The following is an 18445-nucleotide window of genomic DNA, read 5'->3' on the forward strand; positions in this document are numbered from 1 at the left end:
TTGTAATGGTTAATATACGGGCAACTTGGGTCTGTTGGCCAGCGCGGTATTGATCACGGCAAGGATCTGTTCTCTCTCCTTACCTTCCAGTGGCAGGCGGGGTGCTCTTACAGCTTCGGAACCGAGACCTACCTGTTGCTCTGCCAGTTTAATGTACTGCACTAATTTAGGATGTAAATCTAGTTCAAGCAAGGGCAGGAACCAACGATAGATGGCCAGGGCTTCTGCAATCCTGCCGGCCTTGGTGAGGCGATATACCGCCACGGTCTCTTCAGGGAAGGCACATACCAATCCTCCTACCCAGCCATCGGCACCCAGCATCATCTCTTCCATGGCTAAAGTATCGACACCACAAAGTATTTTAAAGCGATCCCCGAATCGATTTATCATACGGGTCACATTAGAGACATCCCTGGTAGATTCTTTAACGGCCTGTACGTTAGGATAAGCTTTTAGTTGTTCAAAGATATCCAGCGTTACTTCGATCTTATAATCTACCGGGTTATTATAGATCATGATAGGCAGGTCGGTAGAAGCGGCTACTGTTTTGAAGAAGGTAGCGGTTTCCTTTTCATCGCTTTTATAGCGCATGGGTGGCAACAGCATCAGGCCTTTTGCACCCCATTTAGCGGCGGCTTCAGCTTGTTTTACGGCTTCGCTGGTAGCACCTTCTGCAATGTTGAGTACTACCGGAATTTTACCCTGCACTTTTTCAACTGCATATTTAGTAAGGGTTTCTTTTTCAGCAATGCTGATGGTACTGGCTTCGCCCAGTGAGCCCCCGAGGATTACGCCGTCGATACCGGCCGCTACCTGGGCATCCAGATTCTTACCAAACAGAGGGAGGTCTAATTCATCTGATGGTGTAAACTTGGTGGTAAATGCAGGAAATATTCCTTTCCATTCAATAGCCATAGACTGTGTATTTTTTTTTCCAAAAATATCTACTAGGATGTAAGAGGGCCGCTCTGATAGTAATCAATTATACGTAAATTTTAACCTCTTTGACTGAGGGGCGATTGCAATAACTGCGGTATGCGGGGCCTGGTTACAATGCCAGTGTGCACGATAGTATCTGTACAGTGTGCGACCATGCTTCTACTGCCTGAAACATGGTACCGGCAATAGCTACAAAATACGATAATCCGGATTTTAGCAATCATTGCCCGGATATTAACCTGTGTAGGTTTAATATTATGAAATTTGGGTTAAAATATGTAATATTGAGTGGACGAAATTTTAATTGTGTAAATAACACTCATTACTGCCCGAAAGACGGGATCAACCAAAAGGCCAGAATCAGAATTAACGCAACTGAAGGAGGGATTTCTACTTTTTACCTGTAAACAATTTTTGCAAGTACCTGCTTGCTGTGACTTAAAACTACCTTACGATGAAAGTGTTACAGTTTACTATACCTGTTCCGCTGGACAAATCGATCATTGTTCAAAAAGATGTGTTGCCGTTTTTCTATCCTCATCTGCACAGGCACCAGGAGATCCAGATGAGCTGGATCCAGCAGGGAGAAGGCACCCTTGTGGCGGACAATAATATGCATGCATTCAGGCCGAATGACATTTTCTGGCTGGGAGCCAATCAACCGCATATCTTTAAAAGTGAGGCATCGTATTTTCAGCCGAAGAGCAGGAAGAAAATAGTGGCGTTGGTAATCTTCTTTAATCCGAACGGGGAACTGGCATCGCTGTTTAACCTGCCGGAGACGAAGTTGCTGAAGAACTTTATTATGCAGAGCCAGTCGGGGTTTAAGGTACCCCCGGCGTATACTGCGGAGGTATCGAGCAAGATGATGCAGATTACGAACAGTAGTGGAACGGACCAGTTGCTGCAGTTTGTAGACCTGTTAAAACAGTTGTCCGGCTATGCAGATATGACCCCGCTGGCCACGGCGCAGAAGAGCCAGATGGTGAGTGAGCATGAGGGCATCAGGATCGGGAATATTTATAATTACATTATGCAGAATTATGATAAGCCGATTACACTGGAGGATGCGGCAAAGCAGGCGCATATGACACCACAGGCATTTTGCAGGTTCTTCAAGAAGCATACGCTGCATACCTTTGTATCATTCTTAAATGAAGTGAGGATTAATGAGGCGTGTAAGAAGCTGACGGATGGTGCGTTTGACAATATTGCGACGGTAGCTTATACCTGCGGGTTTAATAGTATAACGAATTTCAACAGGGTGTTTAAGACGGTGACGACACAGTCGCCGAGTGAATATATGACGAGTTATTTTCAGAGTGTATGATATTGACAAACCCGCTATTGATGGCGGGTTTGGTTTTTATAGGTCTTATAGTTCAGATCCGGGATTACTTTTTCTGCTGGTCCCTTTCTGCTCTTTGTCTTTTCCGATTTCTTTCTCTTGCATTCCTGACATCTTTTCTTCTTGCCGCTACCAGGATTGCAATAGCGATTATTATAAATATTCCCCGTACAACAAACGAATCTCCCCCTGATTCATATCCATACAGGATGATATCCTCATCAGGCAGGTATTTCATCGTCACCTCGTCATTGATCCGATGGGTAAAATAAAACTCCTCGCTTACCTCCCGCTCCATATGCACCCCGGCACCTATAAACGCTGCATAATAATCATCTCCCATCCGAAAATGCTCCACCTTACGCAGCTTACTGATCTTCATCTCTACCTTCATCCCTTTCTTTGCCACCTTAAATACCTTCAGCTCTTTTCTTAAACCAATACAAGTCAGCAAAATAATGAATATACTAAGCGGTAAAAAAGTTAACAAAAGAGATTTCTTCATAACAATGAATTTATAATTATAAGTTGTCCATATTTCCTGACATACCTCTTCTACGGTGTCTTTTATGATGCCTTCTGCGAAGCCTTCTTAACCTGGCTTCTTCACTCCATCTCTTCTTATTCCTGATATCCACTTTCCATGCAACTATTAACATTCCTATCGCCAGCAGGATTAATACACTTCTTACTACATATGGCGATTTCCTTTGTTCATCTGCATACAGGATCACACTTTCATGCGGCAGGTATTTCATCCACACCTCATCATTGATCTGATGTACTTTGTAAAACTCTTCACTCACTTTCCGCGTTCTTTGTACACCGGCCCCTGAAAACGTTGCATAAATATTCATCCCTTCCATCCCTGAACCGAAATACCAGGCACTGATCTTTGTGTGGATAGGAATACCTTTGGTGGCTACTCTGAATTTCGCAAGGTCCATCCGCAAATCCATAAAACTCAGTAAAAATATAAGAATGCTGACAGGTAAGACCAGCCGGAAAAAGATAATATTTTTCATAAATTCATTTGTCGTGGGGTGAAGGCTCTGCTTTCATTCAATCAGCTTATTGAGATATCCTATGCCGCATTTCCCTGCGGCTTCGATCACCTTATTGAGACAACCTACGCCGCATTGCTCTACGGCTTCGAATGACCCAGATCATGCAAGGGATCAGCACAAACAGGGAGCCAACAGTCACTAAGCTCCAGGTATTCGCCTCCTCGCCGTCATACAACTCCACATAATCCGAACCGGCCAGGTACTTTACCCGGACAGCATCCAGGTACTTATGCTTCATAATAAATGCGCTATCCACCTTATGGCTAAACTGCTTACCCTGATAGCTCAGATCAACATACATAGACATCGCCCGGGTACCGTGTAATGAGTATCCATCTTTATGCATATACACCCATTCTGCCTCCCGCTCATGCCGGTACAGTAAAGCACATATTATCTGCAATAGTATGGCGACAACCGTAAATATCACCATCCATCTCCGCGCAGATCTGTAATTCGCGTTTAAGTCCCATGACTTATTTAATGCCTGTATAAGTTCGCTGGATTTTCTATTTCTTTTCATTTTCCTTTGTCCCTTTTCCCTTTAGCATAATTACATCCGGGTAGATGGACTGACTCCCTGCTTTCTATGTAATGACCATTGTTCCAAAGCCTTCTCAAAAAAAGACTGTACAGTAGCCCGGCTCCCATCCACATAGACTTTAATCAGTTTATGATCAAAGGTAGTAACCAGTAAATGTGGCGAGGAGACCTGTACGGAACGGTACAGGGTGTCCATGGTCCGGATATTCTCATAGTAAGCAAAAGCAATCTCATCTCTCGACTGACTCCTGTCGTCGATATAGTAAGTAGCTACTCTTTTATTGGAAACAAAGTTGCCGGCAATGCGCTTTCTGTAGTTGGAGTAATATTGGAAAATAGTTTCGTCCTCATCCAGTAAATGCAGGTCTTTGAGGCGCTTTACCAGCCGCTCGCTGATCGTCTTGTCCCTTTGAATGGGCTGGCAGGCAAACAAACAACACAAAAAAATGCCCCATGCGTAATATTTCATGATAAGGAAATTTACATAAAAGCATGGAGGCCAGGATCGACCTCCATGCTTTTGCGTTACAATTTAATAAATTTCCTGTTTATCTTCTTTTCACCGTCTTTAAATTGTATGATATAGGTACCCGGTGTCAGCCGGCTCACATCGATTTTGCCATCTTCCGAACGCAGGTAGCTGTTTTGTCCGCTCGCCACATTCACAATATTAAAGAGGCCATCGCCGCTTATGCCGCTGATAGTAAGGTAATTATATACCGGGTTAGGATAGATCCTGAATGCCTTCTGACTGGCGTTGGCTGTCGTTGGCAGGGTGTAATTCGCAATTCTCGCCGCACTGTTGCCATATACTTCCAGTTCGAAAATGGAGTAACCGTAGCCTGTGGTGCGGGCAGTACCATACACCTGTACATAACGGCCTGCACCTGTTAAACCGGTATGATCATTTATGAGATCGTTATTGCCGGTAACGGTTTTCAGGTTATGCCAGTTGCCAACAGTATCCGCTACCTGCACGAGGTAATCTTTACCCTTTGCATTCTCCCAGGTGATCTTCACCTCGCTGATGTTATACCTGGCACCCAGGTCTACATAGATATAGGAAGGATCTTCGAAGGCACTGGACCAGCGGGTATTGATATCGCCATCTACAGCTGCGGAGCCAGGCATCGTTACACCGTTTTCATTACCTGATACTGTTACATTTTTATTGAGGGCCAGGTTGCTGCTGCTACCATTGCTCACCGTGATGCTCACCGGAATAGAGGTAGCGCTGAGGCCCTGATTGTCCGTTGCTTTTGCAGTGAGGGAGTAAGTACCGGCAGGCGCATTGGTCCAGGTAAAGGTATAAGGCGCATCTGCATCCTCTCCTATTTTAGTAGCACCCTGGTAGAATTCTACATTGGTCACCGCACCGGTAGCATCGCTGACAGCTGCATCTATTTCAATATTTTCACCTGCGGAGAAAGTAGTATTGTTCGCAGGGGAAGTCAGGCTCACGACAGGACCTTCGATGCTGCCTGCCAGTGCAAATGTGAGGTAGTTGACATTGAAGTCTGTTGCATCCAGTGATACACGCAGTACTTTCACCCCTTTGCTCAGTACCGGGGTCGTCACAGACACTGTTTGCCATGCCTGGAAACCGCCGGTAGCAGGTACAGTAATATTGCCTGAAATGTTCTGACCGTCGAGTTCTACATGCATGGTCTTCGCTGCACCCGGATTTGCTACCCGTACAGACAGGGTATACTGAGCCGCAGTAGTGACATCAATGGTGTATTCCAGCCACTCTCCTGCTGCTACATAGCCAATGTTAAAGCCACCTTCAGCGCAGTTTTCAAGATCTACATCTTCAGTAGTACGGTATTGGTTACCGGCATTACCGGTGGAGTTGTCATGGTAAGCGATGCCTTCGCCACCCAGGTCGAAGTTTTCAATTTCGATCTTACCTGGGATCGGTGTCGGAGTCGCGAAGTAAGGATTCTGCAGGTTGGCACCAGGTGTATAAGTAGCTGTGAAGGTGCTATCCTTTGCAGGAACGCGGATGACCTGACTGGCCGCACCACCATTGCTCCAGGAAGCAAATTCGTAGAACTTGCCGTTCAGCACCTGCGGCGTTACCGCTTCTAAAGAGATAGGTGTATTTACCACCAGCGTTTTAGTAAAGGGAGCCGTATTCTGTGCACCGAGTATGAGTTGTAAACCAGGGATACTGCTGGCTGCGGTGATGTTCACCTTGTTTGGAATGATATCCAGTGAATCAACACCTGTGCGGCCCTGGGAATCAGTTACGGTAAGCATGATGCGTAACCATACATTCGGAGAAGTTTCACCACCATTGTCAGCAATGAAGGTACCGGCTGTTACACCATTTGGTACGGCAGGCCCCGGGTGATAGTGCTGATTGTTCGGACCATCCTGGTGATAGAAACGAACTTCCCACTGGTATTTAGCGGCTGGAATAGTACCGTCTTCTGCATCGGTAGCAGTACCGGCAAAGTGAATGGTATCACCTACATTCCAGGTGCGTGTAGAGAGGGGGGCAGAGATATGGGGAACAGGGCGTGCATTGAATGGCAATACGGTTAACTTCGCATTGTCACTGGTATCTTTGCCTGCACTGTTGCTGACTATACAACGATAATTGGCAGCGTCAGCGGCGGCTACAGCGGCGATTAAAAATGTATCGGCAGTAGCACCGGCGATGTTTACACCGTTCTTTTGCCATTGATATGTCAGGGGTAAGGCACCTGAAGAAGTAACTGAAAACGCTACAGGGTCGCCGCTAACAATGGATTGGCTCTGTGGCTGATTCACGATCACAGGTAATTGTGTGGTATCGTATTCAAGACGATACAATGAGCCGCCTGTACCATAATACACAAAATAAATATTACCATCCAGTCCTACGCTGGTACCTAATACACTTCTGAAACCGGTAGTGGAGAAAGTAGTAGCACCAGCTCCGGGATTGCCTGGGTCTATACTTTTGAACCAGTCAGCACACCAGTCAGAGAAGTAGAAACGATTCTTGTATTCAGCAGGGTATTTTGTATTTGTTGGATTGAAGAATACACCTGAAGTGATGGCACATCCCCATCCATCGTGCGGATAAGCAAATACCGGCGCGATAGTAGAATCCGGCTGCTCAGGGCCTGACTGACCCTTGCCATCCCAGCCATAGTTATAATGTTTGGCAGAATCAGGAGCGGTGACATCGTCAATCTCTTCGTAGTTACCACCTACATTGACAACGTAGATCTTTCCGGATACAGGATCCAGTGCCATTTTCCAGGGATTGCGCATACCAATGGCCCAGATGCTTCTCTGCTGGCGGGAAGCGCCGGGTGTGTTGTAATAAGGATTTCCGGGAGCTGGCTGACCGGCATCTGTGAGACGAAGAATCTTTCCGCGATAGGTATCCAGTTTGGTGGCTTCTGCAGGTGAGTTACTTTCGCCGATGGCTACATAGAGGTAGTTGTCTTTGAAGAGGATCGCACCACCATTGTGAAAGCCGTTGATGATAGGATCGAATTCCATGATGCGGGTAGTGGCAGTAACCTGGTTCGCCGCATTGATAGTTACGCGGTCCAGGTAGTGCACGGTACTGGCGGCGTTGGTGTAGAAGATGTAGAACTGGCCATTGGTAGCAAACTGCGGATGCAGGGTGATGCCTAAGAGACCTTGTTCATTTGCAGTAGTGGTTGACACGGAGTGTACGGTAGTCACGGTACCGTTTTGATAGACTTTTACATTACCACCACGTTCGGCAATAAAGATACGACCATCCGGCGCGTGGGCAAGAGCGGTGGCCTCGTTGATATTCTTGCCAGAGAGTTGCTTGAGTACAAATGCGGAAGGCAGTTGACTATAGGCAGGACAGGCATAGAGAATGATCAACATTAAAATGGTGAGTAGGTTTTTCTTCATGTAAGGATTGTTGATTAATGAATATAGGAGGATATATTTAAGGCACGGTTTAGGTTTTCAGCGGATCTTGTGTTTAGATGAATGGTGCTTGTAAAATAAGAAAGTTATTGGAAGTTGTATGTCAGGGGAATGTAAAACGTGGTTAACTTATTATTATGAAATGCCGGCTGTACCGGCATTTCCGCAGAAAAAGAATGTATGTATATACGTTACAAGGTGAGTTCTCCATTATAAAGATCGATACCTGTAGCATAGGGTTGCAGTGGTCCGAAAGGAGATTCCTCTGCAATCAACTGTAATTCAGTGCCAAAACTCATGACAGGATCCAGGTCGATTTCAGTTGCCACCATTTCAAAATTACGGCCGTACCTGATGAAGGGAATAAAAGTGTTGCGGACCTTTTTGTAAAAAACACCCTGGTAACTGAAGCCCCAGAAATTGCTGATGGGATGATTCAGGCTATCGAGCATGACGAGGTTCCGGCCATCCTTCTGCATAGTTCCGTTTGTTTGAGGATTGTTGTGCAGGAAATCATCGTATGTCAGGTAGACACCCTGTCTGAAAGCTTTCAGCACGAATGCAGGCTGTGCGAACCATTCATGCAGTTTATTGAGAATGCTTTCTTTTGTCTGTTTTGTTGCATCAGCAATTTGATTATCAGCGGTGATGGCGATCAGATCGATTGCTTCTTCTATATTACGGTTATGCGCATGCGTTACATCCATACCTGCCCATTTCATCAGGGTATCTACGGAGCAGGCGAGCTGGTATTGCTGCTGATCCTCAGATACGTATACATCGGCTTTCAGGCATACAAATGCATTTTCCCTTACATTACCACTACGCTCTCCTATCCGGAGGTATTTGATGATGTAGAGTAATGACTTCCCACCGGGAGTATATTGTGCTTTGTACTGACTGGTGATGTAATCCTGAAAGAATGCGCGCAGGGGCTTGTCCGGCACCACCATTTTCTTATTATTTAAAAGCCCCTTTTGGATCATGCCCAGGTAAGAAGTATCTCCACTCATAGTAATAACGGAGATGTCACGCACAGGCATGGCAAATTGATGAACCTTTATTTTTGGCACCAGGGATATTTTCTGGGCGGGGGATGTGAAAACCTGAAATAAAATAATTGCTACAGTCAGATAGAATTTCATGCAGCGAATTTCGTCAATTTCTCTCAGGCGGCATGACCCCTAATAAATTCTTAACAAAGAAATCCCGCTTCTTCATCCTACCATAAGGTCCGCCATCACTATGGCCCATCCCGGGCACGACCAGCAGATCGAAGTCTTTGTTGGCTTTGATGAGCGCATCTACTACGCGATAAGTGGATTCAGGAGGAACATTGTTATCAGCTTCGCCAACGATGAGGAGGAGTTTACCTTTGAGCTTTGCTGCATTGGTCACATTGGATTGTGCGGCATAATGCGGCCCTACAGGGTATCCCATCCATTGCTCATTCCACCATTGCTTATCCACCCGGTTATCATGACAACCACAGGCGGATACCGCAGCTTTATAAAATTCCGGGTGGAATAATAAGGCACCTGCAGCATTCTGGCCACCAGCAGAGGTACCATAGAGTCCTACACGGGTTGTATCCACATATGGATACCTGGCAGCCAGGGCTTTGATCCAAAGGATACGGTCAGGCAGACCAGCATCGGCCAGGTTTTGCCAGCATACATCGTGGAAGGCTTTGGAACGGTTGGCGGTGCCCATGCCATCGATCTGAACGACAATAAAGCCCAGTTCCGCGAGACTTTGCATCTCGCTGAAGCTCATGAAGGTCTTGGGTACAAAAGCGTCCTGTGGGCCTGCATAAATGTTTTCTATAACAGGATACCTGCGGGTGCTGTCATAGTTACGGGGCCGGCATACAATACCCCAGATGTCGGTCTGGCCATCGCGTGCTTTTGCAGTGAAGACTTCAGGCAGGCGGATGCCGGTAGCGAAATAATCCTGCAGGTCTGCTCTTTCAAGCTCCATGATTTGTTTACCATCGGAAGTACGGTGTAAGGTAGTGACAGGAGGCAGATCAGGACGGGACCAGGTGTCCAGATAAAATGTTCTGTCAGGCGAAAAGCTCAGGTTATGCTGGGCGTTTTCTTTGGTGAGGGATACAAGTTGAGTGCCATCGAAACTGATACGATAATAATGAAGATTGTAGGGGTCTTCACCGGCGTTCATCCCACTGGCTTTGAACCAGATCTCTCTTTTCTTTTCGTCTACACTGTCTATATCGCGCACCACATAGGGACCTTTGGTAATTTCATTTTTGATGGTGCCTTTAAGTGCATCTATTAAGTACAAATGGTACCAGCCGTCTTTTTCGGAGGACCAGATAATTTCGTTGGTGGCTTCCAGGTAGTGTGTGAAGATTCGTGATTCGTAGATGAACGTTTTGGTTTGTTCATCCACCAGGTCGCGGGTATTGCCATTCGTGGCATCCACCTCTATGATGCGGAAACGCTGGTGACCACGATCAGCTTTTTCGTAAGTGAAATAGCGGGGATCGTCTTTGCGCCAGCGCAGGTACGGCTTGCCGAGGAAATCGTAAAGTGGTGTATTCACTTTGGTCACCTTCTTATCGGATGGATGGAAGATAAACATTTCGAAGGAGGTGAAGGGATCACCGGGTTGTGCATATTCTTCCGTATCCAGGCGGGCACGGGTCTGGTCAGGCAGCGATGAGAGTAAATGATGGATGGATTTTATTTTCTCAGGACGGATACGATAGCCTACAAAATACCTGCTGTCAGGCGACCATTGCAATGCGCCGTAAGGCTGATCTGTATTGCCGTCGGTGGTGAGCTGAACAGAATCGCTGCTGCTGCCGGCTTTCAGAAATACGTTGCCATTATGTATGGTGGTCACCCATTCTTTGTTGGGTGAGGAGGTATCGGAAGCAGTGTTGTCATCATGAAATGCCCAGCGGGGGATCTGGCGGAACGCACCTGGCGTGTTGTGAATGATGGGCGCTGGAATGCTTGTACACCGGCCATTTTTGTAATCGTACCATTGCTCTTTGATAGCGAATTTCAAGACATTCTTCTCTATGATAAGATCTGTAACAGGCAGATGTTTCGCATCGTATTGCTGTAAGGCGGCTGCAAGTTTAGCATGATCGAAAGCCGGGGCTTTGGTACCTTTCACCGCATCAACCATTATAAATTCAACCGTGCTGTCTTTTAAATAGTTTTTATACCAGAATGATTTACCATTGGGCAGCCAATGAGGTCTAACAGTGGTTTTGTAGGCTTTGCCGCGAATGATGGAATCGAGATGGGCAGCTTGCTGATAGGCGTTTTTTTCTTCAGCGGCAGTGGGCTGATAGGGTGCCAAGGATTGAGACCTTACGAATGCAGGGAGTAAGATGATGAGCAGGAAAATATTTTTCATAAGGATAAATTTAAGGGATGCACGGTCATATGGGTTTGCAGATTTTAGCTTTTTGTGAGCGAATGTTATTATCTTGGGGATCCTAAATTTTCACGAATATGAATGCTTATGTACCTGCTGGTGACCGGTATGATTCCATGCAATATAACCGTTGCGGGAAAAGCGGCATCAGACTCCCGGCGGTATCGCTGGGCCTGTGGCACAACTTTGGTTCCATTGATACTTTTGAAAACGGCAGAAAGATTGTACGCCGGGCCTTTGACAAAGGCATTACCCATTTTGATCTGGCGAACAACTATGGTCCCGTGCCTGGATCGGCAGAGGAGAATTTTGGGAATATCCTGAAGAAAGACTTTACAGGTAACCTGAGAGATGAACTGATTATCTCTACCAAGGCCGGGTATCATATGTGGCCTGGTCCTTATGGTGAATGGGGTTCAAGAAAGAATTTGTTGTCCAGCCTCGATCAGAGCCTGAAAAGGATGCAGCTGGATTATGTAGATATCTTTTATTCGCATCGTCCGGATCCCGAGACACCTATTGAGGAGACCATGGGAGCACTGGATACGGCAGTAAGACAGGGAAAGGCGCTGTATGTAGGCTTGTCCAATTATACGGCGGAGCAAACCACAGCGGCACTGGCGGTGTTGAAATCACTGGGTACGCCTTGCCTGATCCATCAGCCTAAATACTCCATGTTTGAAAGATGGGTGGAAAATGGACTGCTGGATGTACTGGAGAATAATGGCGTGGGCTGCATTCCGTTTTCGCCGCTGGCACAGGGATTATTGACAGACAGGTACCTGGGTGGTATTCCGGAGGGCTCACGGGCAAGCAAGCCTAGCGGCTTCCTGAAAGCGGAGCAGATAACCCAGGAAAAGCTGGACAAGATCAACCAGCTGAATGCAATTGCACAAAGGAGAGGTCAGTCGCTGGCACAAATGGCGTTGTCATGGTTGCTGAAAGACAGGAGGATTACGACGGTGTTGATAGGAGCAAGTTCTGTAGAGCAGCTGGATAATAACCTGGGGGCGCTGGCGAACCTGAGGTATACGGTGGAGGAATTAGAGGAAATAGAAGCTATCTTAAAATAAAATCAGCGGTTGTAGTAAAAGTAAAATTTCCGGGATTTAATCCGGATTCCTGATGGAGAGAATATTCTTTTATAGCATACTAAATACCATCAAATTACTTTTGCTACAACCTTCTAATTTTTACAGGTAAAAATGGAAGCTATCACCTCTCAGACCGATTCTCATCGCTTCGAGGGAAATGACTTCATGTGCAGAAATATTGCCCAGGTTGGCGTTGCAACCTACTAATCGCAGGAAATACAATTGCTGATCTTTGCGTGGCGCTTCCCAGATGATATTCTCACCGGGAATCTTGGTCAGGATCTCCTGTACCAGCCCTTCTCTCACTTCCCCGGAATCACGATACAGGCCTACTGTACCCTGCTCTCTCGCTTCAGCGATTACATAAGAAGCACCGGCATCCATCTCGGACTTCATCAGTTCAATCCATTTATAAGGAGGTGTGATGTGCTCCCGGTCTTTATCTTTGGAACCTACTTCACTTAATACAGTACCTAATTTAGCCAGCTTTTCTATATACCCACATTTTTCTGCATGGGGAATATCGAGTGATCCATCGGATACTTCAAAATATTTAATACCATATTCTTTGGCTACGTTCAGGTAGTCGTCAAACTGGTTGCGGATGATAAATGCTTCGAGCAATAAGCCGCCGAAATAGACAGGTACATTGAAGGAATGGAACAGGTCTATTTTTTCCTTCAGGTTTGGTGTCACGTATGCCGTACCGAAGGCGAGCTTTACCATGTCTACATGTGGTGATGCAACGGATAAGAAGTCTTTAGTGTCTTGCAGGCTCAGTCCCTTGTCAGTTACCATTGTGATGCCGTAAGAACGGGGCCGTTGCGTGCGCTCTGGCATCTTGTCCAGGTTAAAGTTCATTTTCCTAATTTTTTATCTTCCGGGGGCAAAGGTATTTAAAAAATCAGGACATGTGAGGGAAAGTTTTGATAGGTGGTTTGAGTTAGAATGTAAGCGTGAATGAATTCCATGCGAGATTGTGTCTTGTGTCTAAGCCGGAGGGCACTTTGATTACAGGGATTGCAATTGTTTCTTTAACAGTTCGATCTGACCGGTATGGTACATATCGTGCAGGGCAACACCGTTTATGAGGTATTTAATATCGTAATCCCTGCCGCCTACCTGGGTGTCTAAATCCTCCGGACTAAGATCGTCAATGGCTTCCAGCAGGTCTTCGTGCACGTTTTCCATGTCTTCAAGAATGATTTTCCAGCCTTTGGATGGGTCTGCTGCAAGCTCAGATACGTCGAGGGAGGCATCCTGGTCTACATCGAAGTGAACATTGCCCTGGAGTTTTTGGATGACAAATTGTTTCCAGTGAGTCATGTGTTTTACGATCGCTGCGATTGAATTACGATGGCCCGGGGGTTGCAGAAAAGCCAGTTCGGGGGTTACACCATCAATGGCACTGCAAAAACTGACCCCTACCCAGTTGTCTCCATCATAGATCTCGGCATATTGCTGATGGATGTCGAGGTTAAGTGATTTCATAATTTGAGGTTGATGATGTAAAATACGGAGTGTGAAGGGATTTGCCTAATGATGGTGTAACATTTAATATTAAATTTTCCGGGATAAAAAAGGCAGTCCCGGCCGGTGACCTGGACTGCCTTTTCCGGAAAGCACCTATTATGACCCCGCTACTACCGCAGGCACCTTCTCCGGCAGGGCATCGCCTACCATAGGCCCATTTGCCGACAGCTCGCTCCCCTCCTTCTTAGACTTGAAAATAGGCCACAGGAACTGCGCATACCATTCTTCCTGCTTATAATGCTTTATACCATACCCCGAAGGATACTGGCGGGTAATAATTCCCGTACCAAAGATCAGGTCCCAGATAAAGAACATATTGCCAAAATTCCCTTTATAATATCCTACCCCATCATCTGAAGTATCTGCATGATGCGCATGATGTGTGGCAGGTGTGGAGATCAGTCGCTCCATCACCCAGCCAATTGGCTTCAGCCATTTAATGGTATAAAAAGGTTTGTCCCATTTAATACTGGAATGCGCCCCTGTAGTGATCAGCGCCTTTACCCCGGTCACAAACAAGACAGGATATCCCAGCCCCAGGTACACCAGTGTAGTAGTCAGATAGATCTGCGAAAAGAAGATCGTATAAATGATATTCTGCCTGCTCGCCATGGCCATACCCATATAGGGTGCTGAATGGTGCGTGCGGTGGAAGCGCCACAACCATGGCAACTGGTGATGCAACCTGTGGTACCAATACTGCGTGAGATCATCCGCTACTGCAATGATCGCAAAACCCCACCAGAAAGGCACCCATGCAAAGATATTCTTTGCCTCAGGCAGTAACCTGGGGAATAACAACAGCCCCACATAAGCCACGAAAGGCCTTACCACTATTCTCGGCACCACAAAGCATACAATGTCCAGCACCTTTTCATTTTTCGTCCAGTGATTTTCGTAGAGTCCATATGCAAATTCGATTACACCAATGAGGAGCATGATCACTGGCAGGCCCCAGCCATTGAGATTGCGAAAGATGGTTTCAATATGTACGAGCATAAGCATTATTTTTGAATAGTTGTTGAATTGGGTTTATCCTTCCATGGGCGCTGACCGCTTATCTTAAATGACAATAGCATCAGCACTACCGGCAAAGCATAAATGAAGATGCTGATGATCACATCTCTCAATATGCGCTTCTGTGTGACTACAGGTGTTTTCATACCCTATGTTTTTTTTAGTTAGACAATAAATACCTTACCAGCCATAATAAGAGACCGATAATCGTGAGCGGAATGAGGAAAATGATAATGCCCACTATGATCTTTCTAATAAGTAATAGTATGTCCTGGACTACCATGATTATCGTTTTATTTTCTGTGCGTTAATTAATTTCCCGGTAAATACATCTTCCCAGTCTATGAATGGATAGATGTGGTACCTCTTCGCATCTTCTTCAAACTGTTGCTTTAACTCAGCCAGCTTTTCCGGGTACTTCTTAGCGAGGTTGTTTTGCTCATTGAAATCTTCATTCAGGTTATAGAGTTCCCATTCCTCCTTGTCATAATCTCTCTTTACCTCGTGTCGGGTATCTGCAAATTCATTCAGGTCTATGAAGTCAGGATGATGTGCTACTGCTGCTTTCCAGCCATCTTTGTAGACCGCGCGGGACCCGAAGATGTAGTAGTATTGTTCATTGTGACGGGATGCTGCTTTCGCATTGTCAAATGAGTAAGCCAGTGAGGTACCCTGCAATGTATCCTGTTTGATACCTCTGATAGACTCAGGGAAAGGTACGCCTGTCACTTCGAGGGTAGTAGGCAGGATGTCTGTCACGTAGCCATATTGCGTACGCAGGGCACCTTTGTCTGTGATCTTTTTAGGATAGAATACGATGAGCGGGTTGCGGGTACCACCTTCTGCATGTGCATCCTGTTTCCAGAATTTGAAAGGTGTGTTGGTGGCCTGCGCCCATCCTAAAGGATAGTTTGCATCAGACTCCGGCGTGCCAATGAGGGCGATGTTTTCTTCATTGTACTTAGCAATTTCCGCACGGGTCAGGTTTTTATTGCCACGGGGTGTTTGTTTGGCACTCACGACTCCTTCGTCAGTACCCTCTTTGCTGGCACCGTTATCGCCTATCACCACATAAATGAGGGTATTGTCCAGCTGGTTGATACTCTTCAGGTAATTTACCACGCGACCCACCTGGTAGTCGGTGTAGGTAAGGTATGCGGCGTAGACTTCGAAGAAGCGGGCATAGAGTTTCTGTTCATCAGGGCTAAGGCTGTTCCATGCCTTGATGCGCGGGTTGCGTGCAGGCAGGGTGGCATTGGCAGGAATGATGCCCAGCCTCTTCTGGTTGGCAAATACTTTCTGACGGTATACATCCCAGCCATCATCGAATTGCCCTTTGTACTTATCGCGCCAGTCAGCTGGCACCTGGTGGGGTGCATGGGTAGCTGCAGGTGCATAATAGAGGAAGAATGGCTTGCCGGGTGCTGCCTTTTGCTGGCGGGCTATGTAGCTGATAGCTTTGTCAGTAAGCTGTTCACTGAAGTGCCGGCCATCGGGTTGAATGTTTACGTTGTCTTCTGCGAGGGCTGGTTTATACTGGTCTGTTTGTGAGCCCAGGAAACCAAAGAAATGTTCGAATCCTTTGCCGGAAGGCCAGTAGTCAAAAGGGCCGGCATTGGAAGTATCTTCATCCGGTGTCACACCATACTTACCTACAGCAAAGGTATTGTAGCCTGCATTCTTCAGCACCTCAGCAATAGTACCTGAGGAGCTGGGAATACGACCATCCCAGCCGGGGAAACCTGCTGATGAGAAGTAGTGTGCAAATCCACCCATGTGTACAAAATGCTGGTTCCTGCCAGTCAGCAGTGCAGCACGGGTAGGTGCACAGATTGCAGCTGTATGGAAGTTGGTATAGCGAAGACCGTTAGCCGCCAGGCTATCGAAAGTTGGCGTGTTGATTAAACCACCAAATGCACTGCTGGCACCAAAACCCACATCATCTAACAATACAAGCAATACGTTGGGAGCGCCTTGTGGCGGGCGTACAGGTGCTGGCCACCACTCTTTGGATTCAGCGAGCGTGCGGCCTACAGTGCCCTGATAAGTTTGAGCCGTTGCAGCGAGCGAAGAGAGAATGACAGCAGCGGCTAAAAATTGTTTTTTCATTGCTGGAGTTTTGTGATTTTTACCAACCTGGATTTTGCGTTAGTTGATTATTAAGATCGATTTCTGATTGTGGAATCGGGTAGAGTGTATCTTTGACAGCTGCGCCTGTCTTGGCAGGGTATTTCTTCAGCGCATCGTACAGGTAAGTACCTCCCCTTCTCGCTAAGTCAAACCAGCGATTACCTTCCTGGATGAATTCCTTTCTTCTTTCAAGAAATACGGAGTCACGAAAATCGGCCTGATTCAGACCCGGGGTGAGATTACTGATCTTTGCCCTCGCCCTTACCTGGTTGATGGCGGCATAGGCATCAGCGGTAGGACCATTGATTTCGTTCAATACTTCCGCCTGCATCAGCAGTACATCTGCATAGCGGATCACCGGGTAGTTGATCCCACTGATGTTCTGATTCGTCAATGGAGAGATGGAGTAGTCGATGAACTTAGCGAAACGTGCTGCACCAAATTGTACATACTTGCCGGTGGCGGCATTGTACAGCTGTGTAAAGAAGGTGACATCGCGACGGGTATCGAAGCTGGCGAACAACTGGTACAGACTACTGTCCGAAGGCTGATCGCCGGGATATACGGCAGGATTGAAGGAGCCGAAATTACATACGCTGAGGGAGTTCGTACTATTCTTAGCGCCGAGATTCGTTCCGAACTGCACAGAGAAAATATGCTCTTTGCCATTCTTGGTTGCCTGCTGGAATACATCAAGGAAACTATCAAATAAGGCATAGCCATAACCGCCATTGATCACTGACTGCAATTCAGCGGCTGCTTTTGACCATTCTCTCCGGGTGAGATAGACCTTGGCGAGAATAGCATGTGCGGCACCACTGGTGGCACGGCCGACATCTGCACCGGTATATGTTTTCGGCAATAAGGTAGCTTCATTCAGATCTGAAATAATCTGTGCATAGATGCTATCTTTCGGACTGCGTTTGATCTTTTGTGCATTCACGTCTGTGCTGGTAGGATCATGCAGTACCAGCGGGGCATCGCCCCAGAGACGTACAATATTAAAGTAGAGTAAGCCCCGGATAAACTTCGCTTCACGCACCAGTCTTGCACGCAGGGTCGTATCGAAATCGATACCAGCAATATTGTCGATAGCCACATTTGCACGGCTGATACCGAAGTAATGCTGTTGCCAGTTCTTCTTGATACGGTCATTGGCCGGCACGTAGGTAGCAGTACCTAATGCACGTACGTCCGGGTTGGTATTGGATGGACTATAGATCTGGTCATCGCTGCCATTGCCGGTCAGGAGGTTCAGGTTACGGCCATAAATGACGAAGTCACCGGCGGCATCGGTATTGAGTGTGCTGTATACCGCAGATACTGCGGAGATAGCGTCTGACTGTGTCTTATAGAATTGCGATGCCGTGACGAGCGCGTTCGGATCTTCCTCCAGCTTGTTGCACGCTGCAGCGAAGAGTAAAGAAAATATAAGGAGTGATTTTTTCATG

The 18445-nt window shown here is 46.7% G+C and carries 16 protein-coding genes; 2 read left to right on the forward strand and 14 right to left on the reverse strand.

Annotation, left to right across the window (positions count from 1 at the left end; all coding sequences use genetic code 11):
• Positions 1 to 9: 9 nt before the first annotated feature.
• Positions 10 to 915, reverse strand: a complete 906-nt coding sequence (locus DXN04_RS18555) for a dihydrodipicolinate synthase family protein (protein WP_199415078.1) — start codon at positions 913 to 915, stop codon at positions 10 to 12.
• A 478-nt stretch (positions 916 to 1393) separates the two neighbouring features.
• Here DXN04_RS18555 and DXN04_RS18560 point away from each other — a divergent pair, with 478 nt between their 5' ends.
• Positions 1394 to 2269 carry an AraC family transcriptional regulator gene (locus DXN04_RS18560; protein ID WP_116854873.1) on the forward strand — a complete coding sequence of 292 codons (876 nt, stop codon included), beginning with the start codon at positions 1394 to 1396 and terminating at the stop codon, positions 2267 to 2269.
• Between the two features lie 64 nt (positions 2270 to 2333).
• Here the strand turns inward: DXN04_RS18560 and DXN04_RS18565 are convergent, their stop codons facing one another.
• The 7 genes from DXN04_RS18565 to DXN04_RS18595 all read right to left on the reverse strand — a co-directional run bounded on the left by DXN04_RS18565 (position 2334) and on the right by DXN04_RS18595 (position 11199).
• Positions 2334 to 2792: a hypothetical protein gene (locus DXN04_RS18565; protein WP_116854874.1), complete on the reverse strand. Its 459-nt coding sequence runs from the start codon at positions 2790 to 2792 to the stop codon at positions 2334 to 2336.
• 16 nt (positions 2793 to 2808) lie between these two features.
• Positions 2809 to 3312, reverse strand: coding sequence for a hypothetical protein (locus DXN04_RS18570; RefSeq protein WP_147319979.1), 504 nt, complete (start codon positions 3310 to 3312; stop codon positions 2809 to 2811).
• Between the two features lie 91 nt (positions 3313 to 3403).
• Positions 3404 to 3877 carry a hypothetical protein gene (locus tag DXN04_RS18575; protein ID WP_116854876.1) on the reverse strand — a complete coding sequence of 158 codons (474 nt, stop codon included), beginning with the start codon at positions 3875 to 3877 and terminating at the stop codon, positions 3404 to 3406.
• Positions 3878 to 3907: 30 nt separating this feature from the next.
• Positions 3908 to 4366: a hypothetical protein gene (locus tag DXN04_RS18580; RefSeq protein ID WP_147319980.1), complete on the reverse strand. Its 459-nt coding sequence runs from the start codon at positions 4364 to 4366 to the stop codon at positions 3908 to 3910.
• 56 nt (positions 4367 to 4422) lie between these two features.
• Complete coding sequence (locus DXN04_RS18585; protein ID WP_116854878.1) at positions 4423 to 7788, reverse strand: PQQ-dependent sugar dehydrogenase; 3366 nt, start codon at positions 7786 to 7788, stop codon at positions 4423 to 4425.
• Positions 7789 to 7997: 209 nt separating this feature from the next.
• Positions 7998 to 8879, reverse strand: a complete 882-nt coding sequence (locus tag DXN04_RS18590; RefSeq protein WP_147319981.1) for a hypothetical protein — start codon at positions 8877 to 8879, stop codon at positions 7998 to 8000.
• An 85-nt stretch (positions 8880 to 8964) separates the two neighbouring features.
• Positions 8965 to 11199, reverse strand: coding sequence for a S9 family peptidase (locus DXN04_RS18595; protein ID WP_116854880.1), 2235 nt, complete (start codon positions 11197 to 11199; stop codon positions 8965 to 8967).
• 98 nt (positions 11200 to 11297) lie between these two features.
• Between DXN04_RS18595 and mgrA the strand changes: the two genes are divergently transcribed.
• Positions 11298 to 12293: an L-glyceraldehyde 3-phosphate reductase gene (mgrA, locus tag DXN04_RS18600; RefSeq protein WP_116854881.1), complete on the forward strand. Its 996-nt coding sequence runs from the start codon at positions 11298 to 11300 to the stop codon at positions 12291 to 12293.
• A gap of 120 nt (positions 12294 to 12413) precedes the next feature.
• Here mgrA and DXN04_RS18605 read toward each other — a convergent pair whose 3' ends face one another.
• The 6 genes from DXN04_RS18605 to DXN04_RS18625 form a co-directional block, all read right to left on the reverse strand.
• Positions 12414 to 13175 (reverse strand): phosphosulfolactate synthase, encoded by a 762-nt coding sequence (locus tag DXN04_RS18605; RefSeq protein WP_116854882.1) that lies wholly within the window; start codon positions 13173 to 13175, stop codon positions 12414 to 12416.
• Positions 13176 to 13325: 150 nt separating this feature from the next.
• Positions 13326 to 13805, reverse strand: coding sequence for a DinB family protein (locus DXN04_RS18610; RefSeq protein ID WP_116854883.1), 480 nt, complete (start codon positions 13803 to 13805; stop codon positions 13326 to 13328).
• A 138-nt stretch (positions 13806 to 13943) separates the two neighbouring features.
• The gene (locus DXN04_RS18615; RefSeq protein WP_116854927.1) at positions 13944 to 14846 is read right to left on the reverse strand and encodes a sterol desaturase family protein; all 903 of its coding nucleotides are present in this window, start codon (positions 14844 to 14846) and stop codon (positions 13944 to 13946) included.
• 5 nt (positions 14847 to 14851) lie between these two features.
• Positions 14852 to 15010, reverse strand: coding sequence for a hypothetical protein (locus DXN04_RS35225; protein ID WP_199415079.1), 159 nt, complete (start codon positions 15008 to 15010; stop codon positions 14852 to 14854).
• 139 nt (positions 15011 to 15149) lie between these two features.
• Complete coding sequence (locus DXN04_RS18620) at positions 15150 to 16973, reverse strand: sulfatase-like hydrolase/transferase (protein WP_116854884.1); 1824 nt, start codon at positions 16971 to 16973, stop codon at positions 15150 to 15152.
• Positions 16974 to 16992: 19 nt separating this feature from the next.
• Positions 16993 to 18444: a RagB/SusD family nutrient uptake outer membrane protein gene (locus DXN04_RS18625; RefSeq protein WP_116854885.1), complete on the reverse strand. Its 1452-nt coding sequence runs from the start codon at positions 18442 to 18444 to the stop codon at positions 16993 to 16995.
• Between the last annotated feature and the right edge of the window lies 1 nt (position 18445).

It is taken from the genome of Chitinophaga silvisoli (genome assembly GCF_003412465.1).
In the GTDB taxonomy this organism is placed as follows: Bacteria; Bacteroidota; Bacteroidia; order Chitinophagales; family Chitinophagaceae; genus Chitinophaga; species Chitinophaga silvisoli.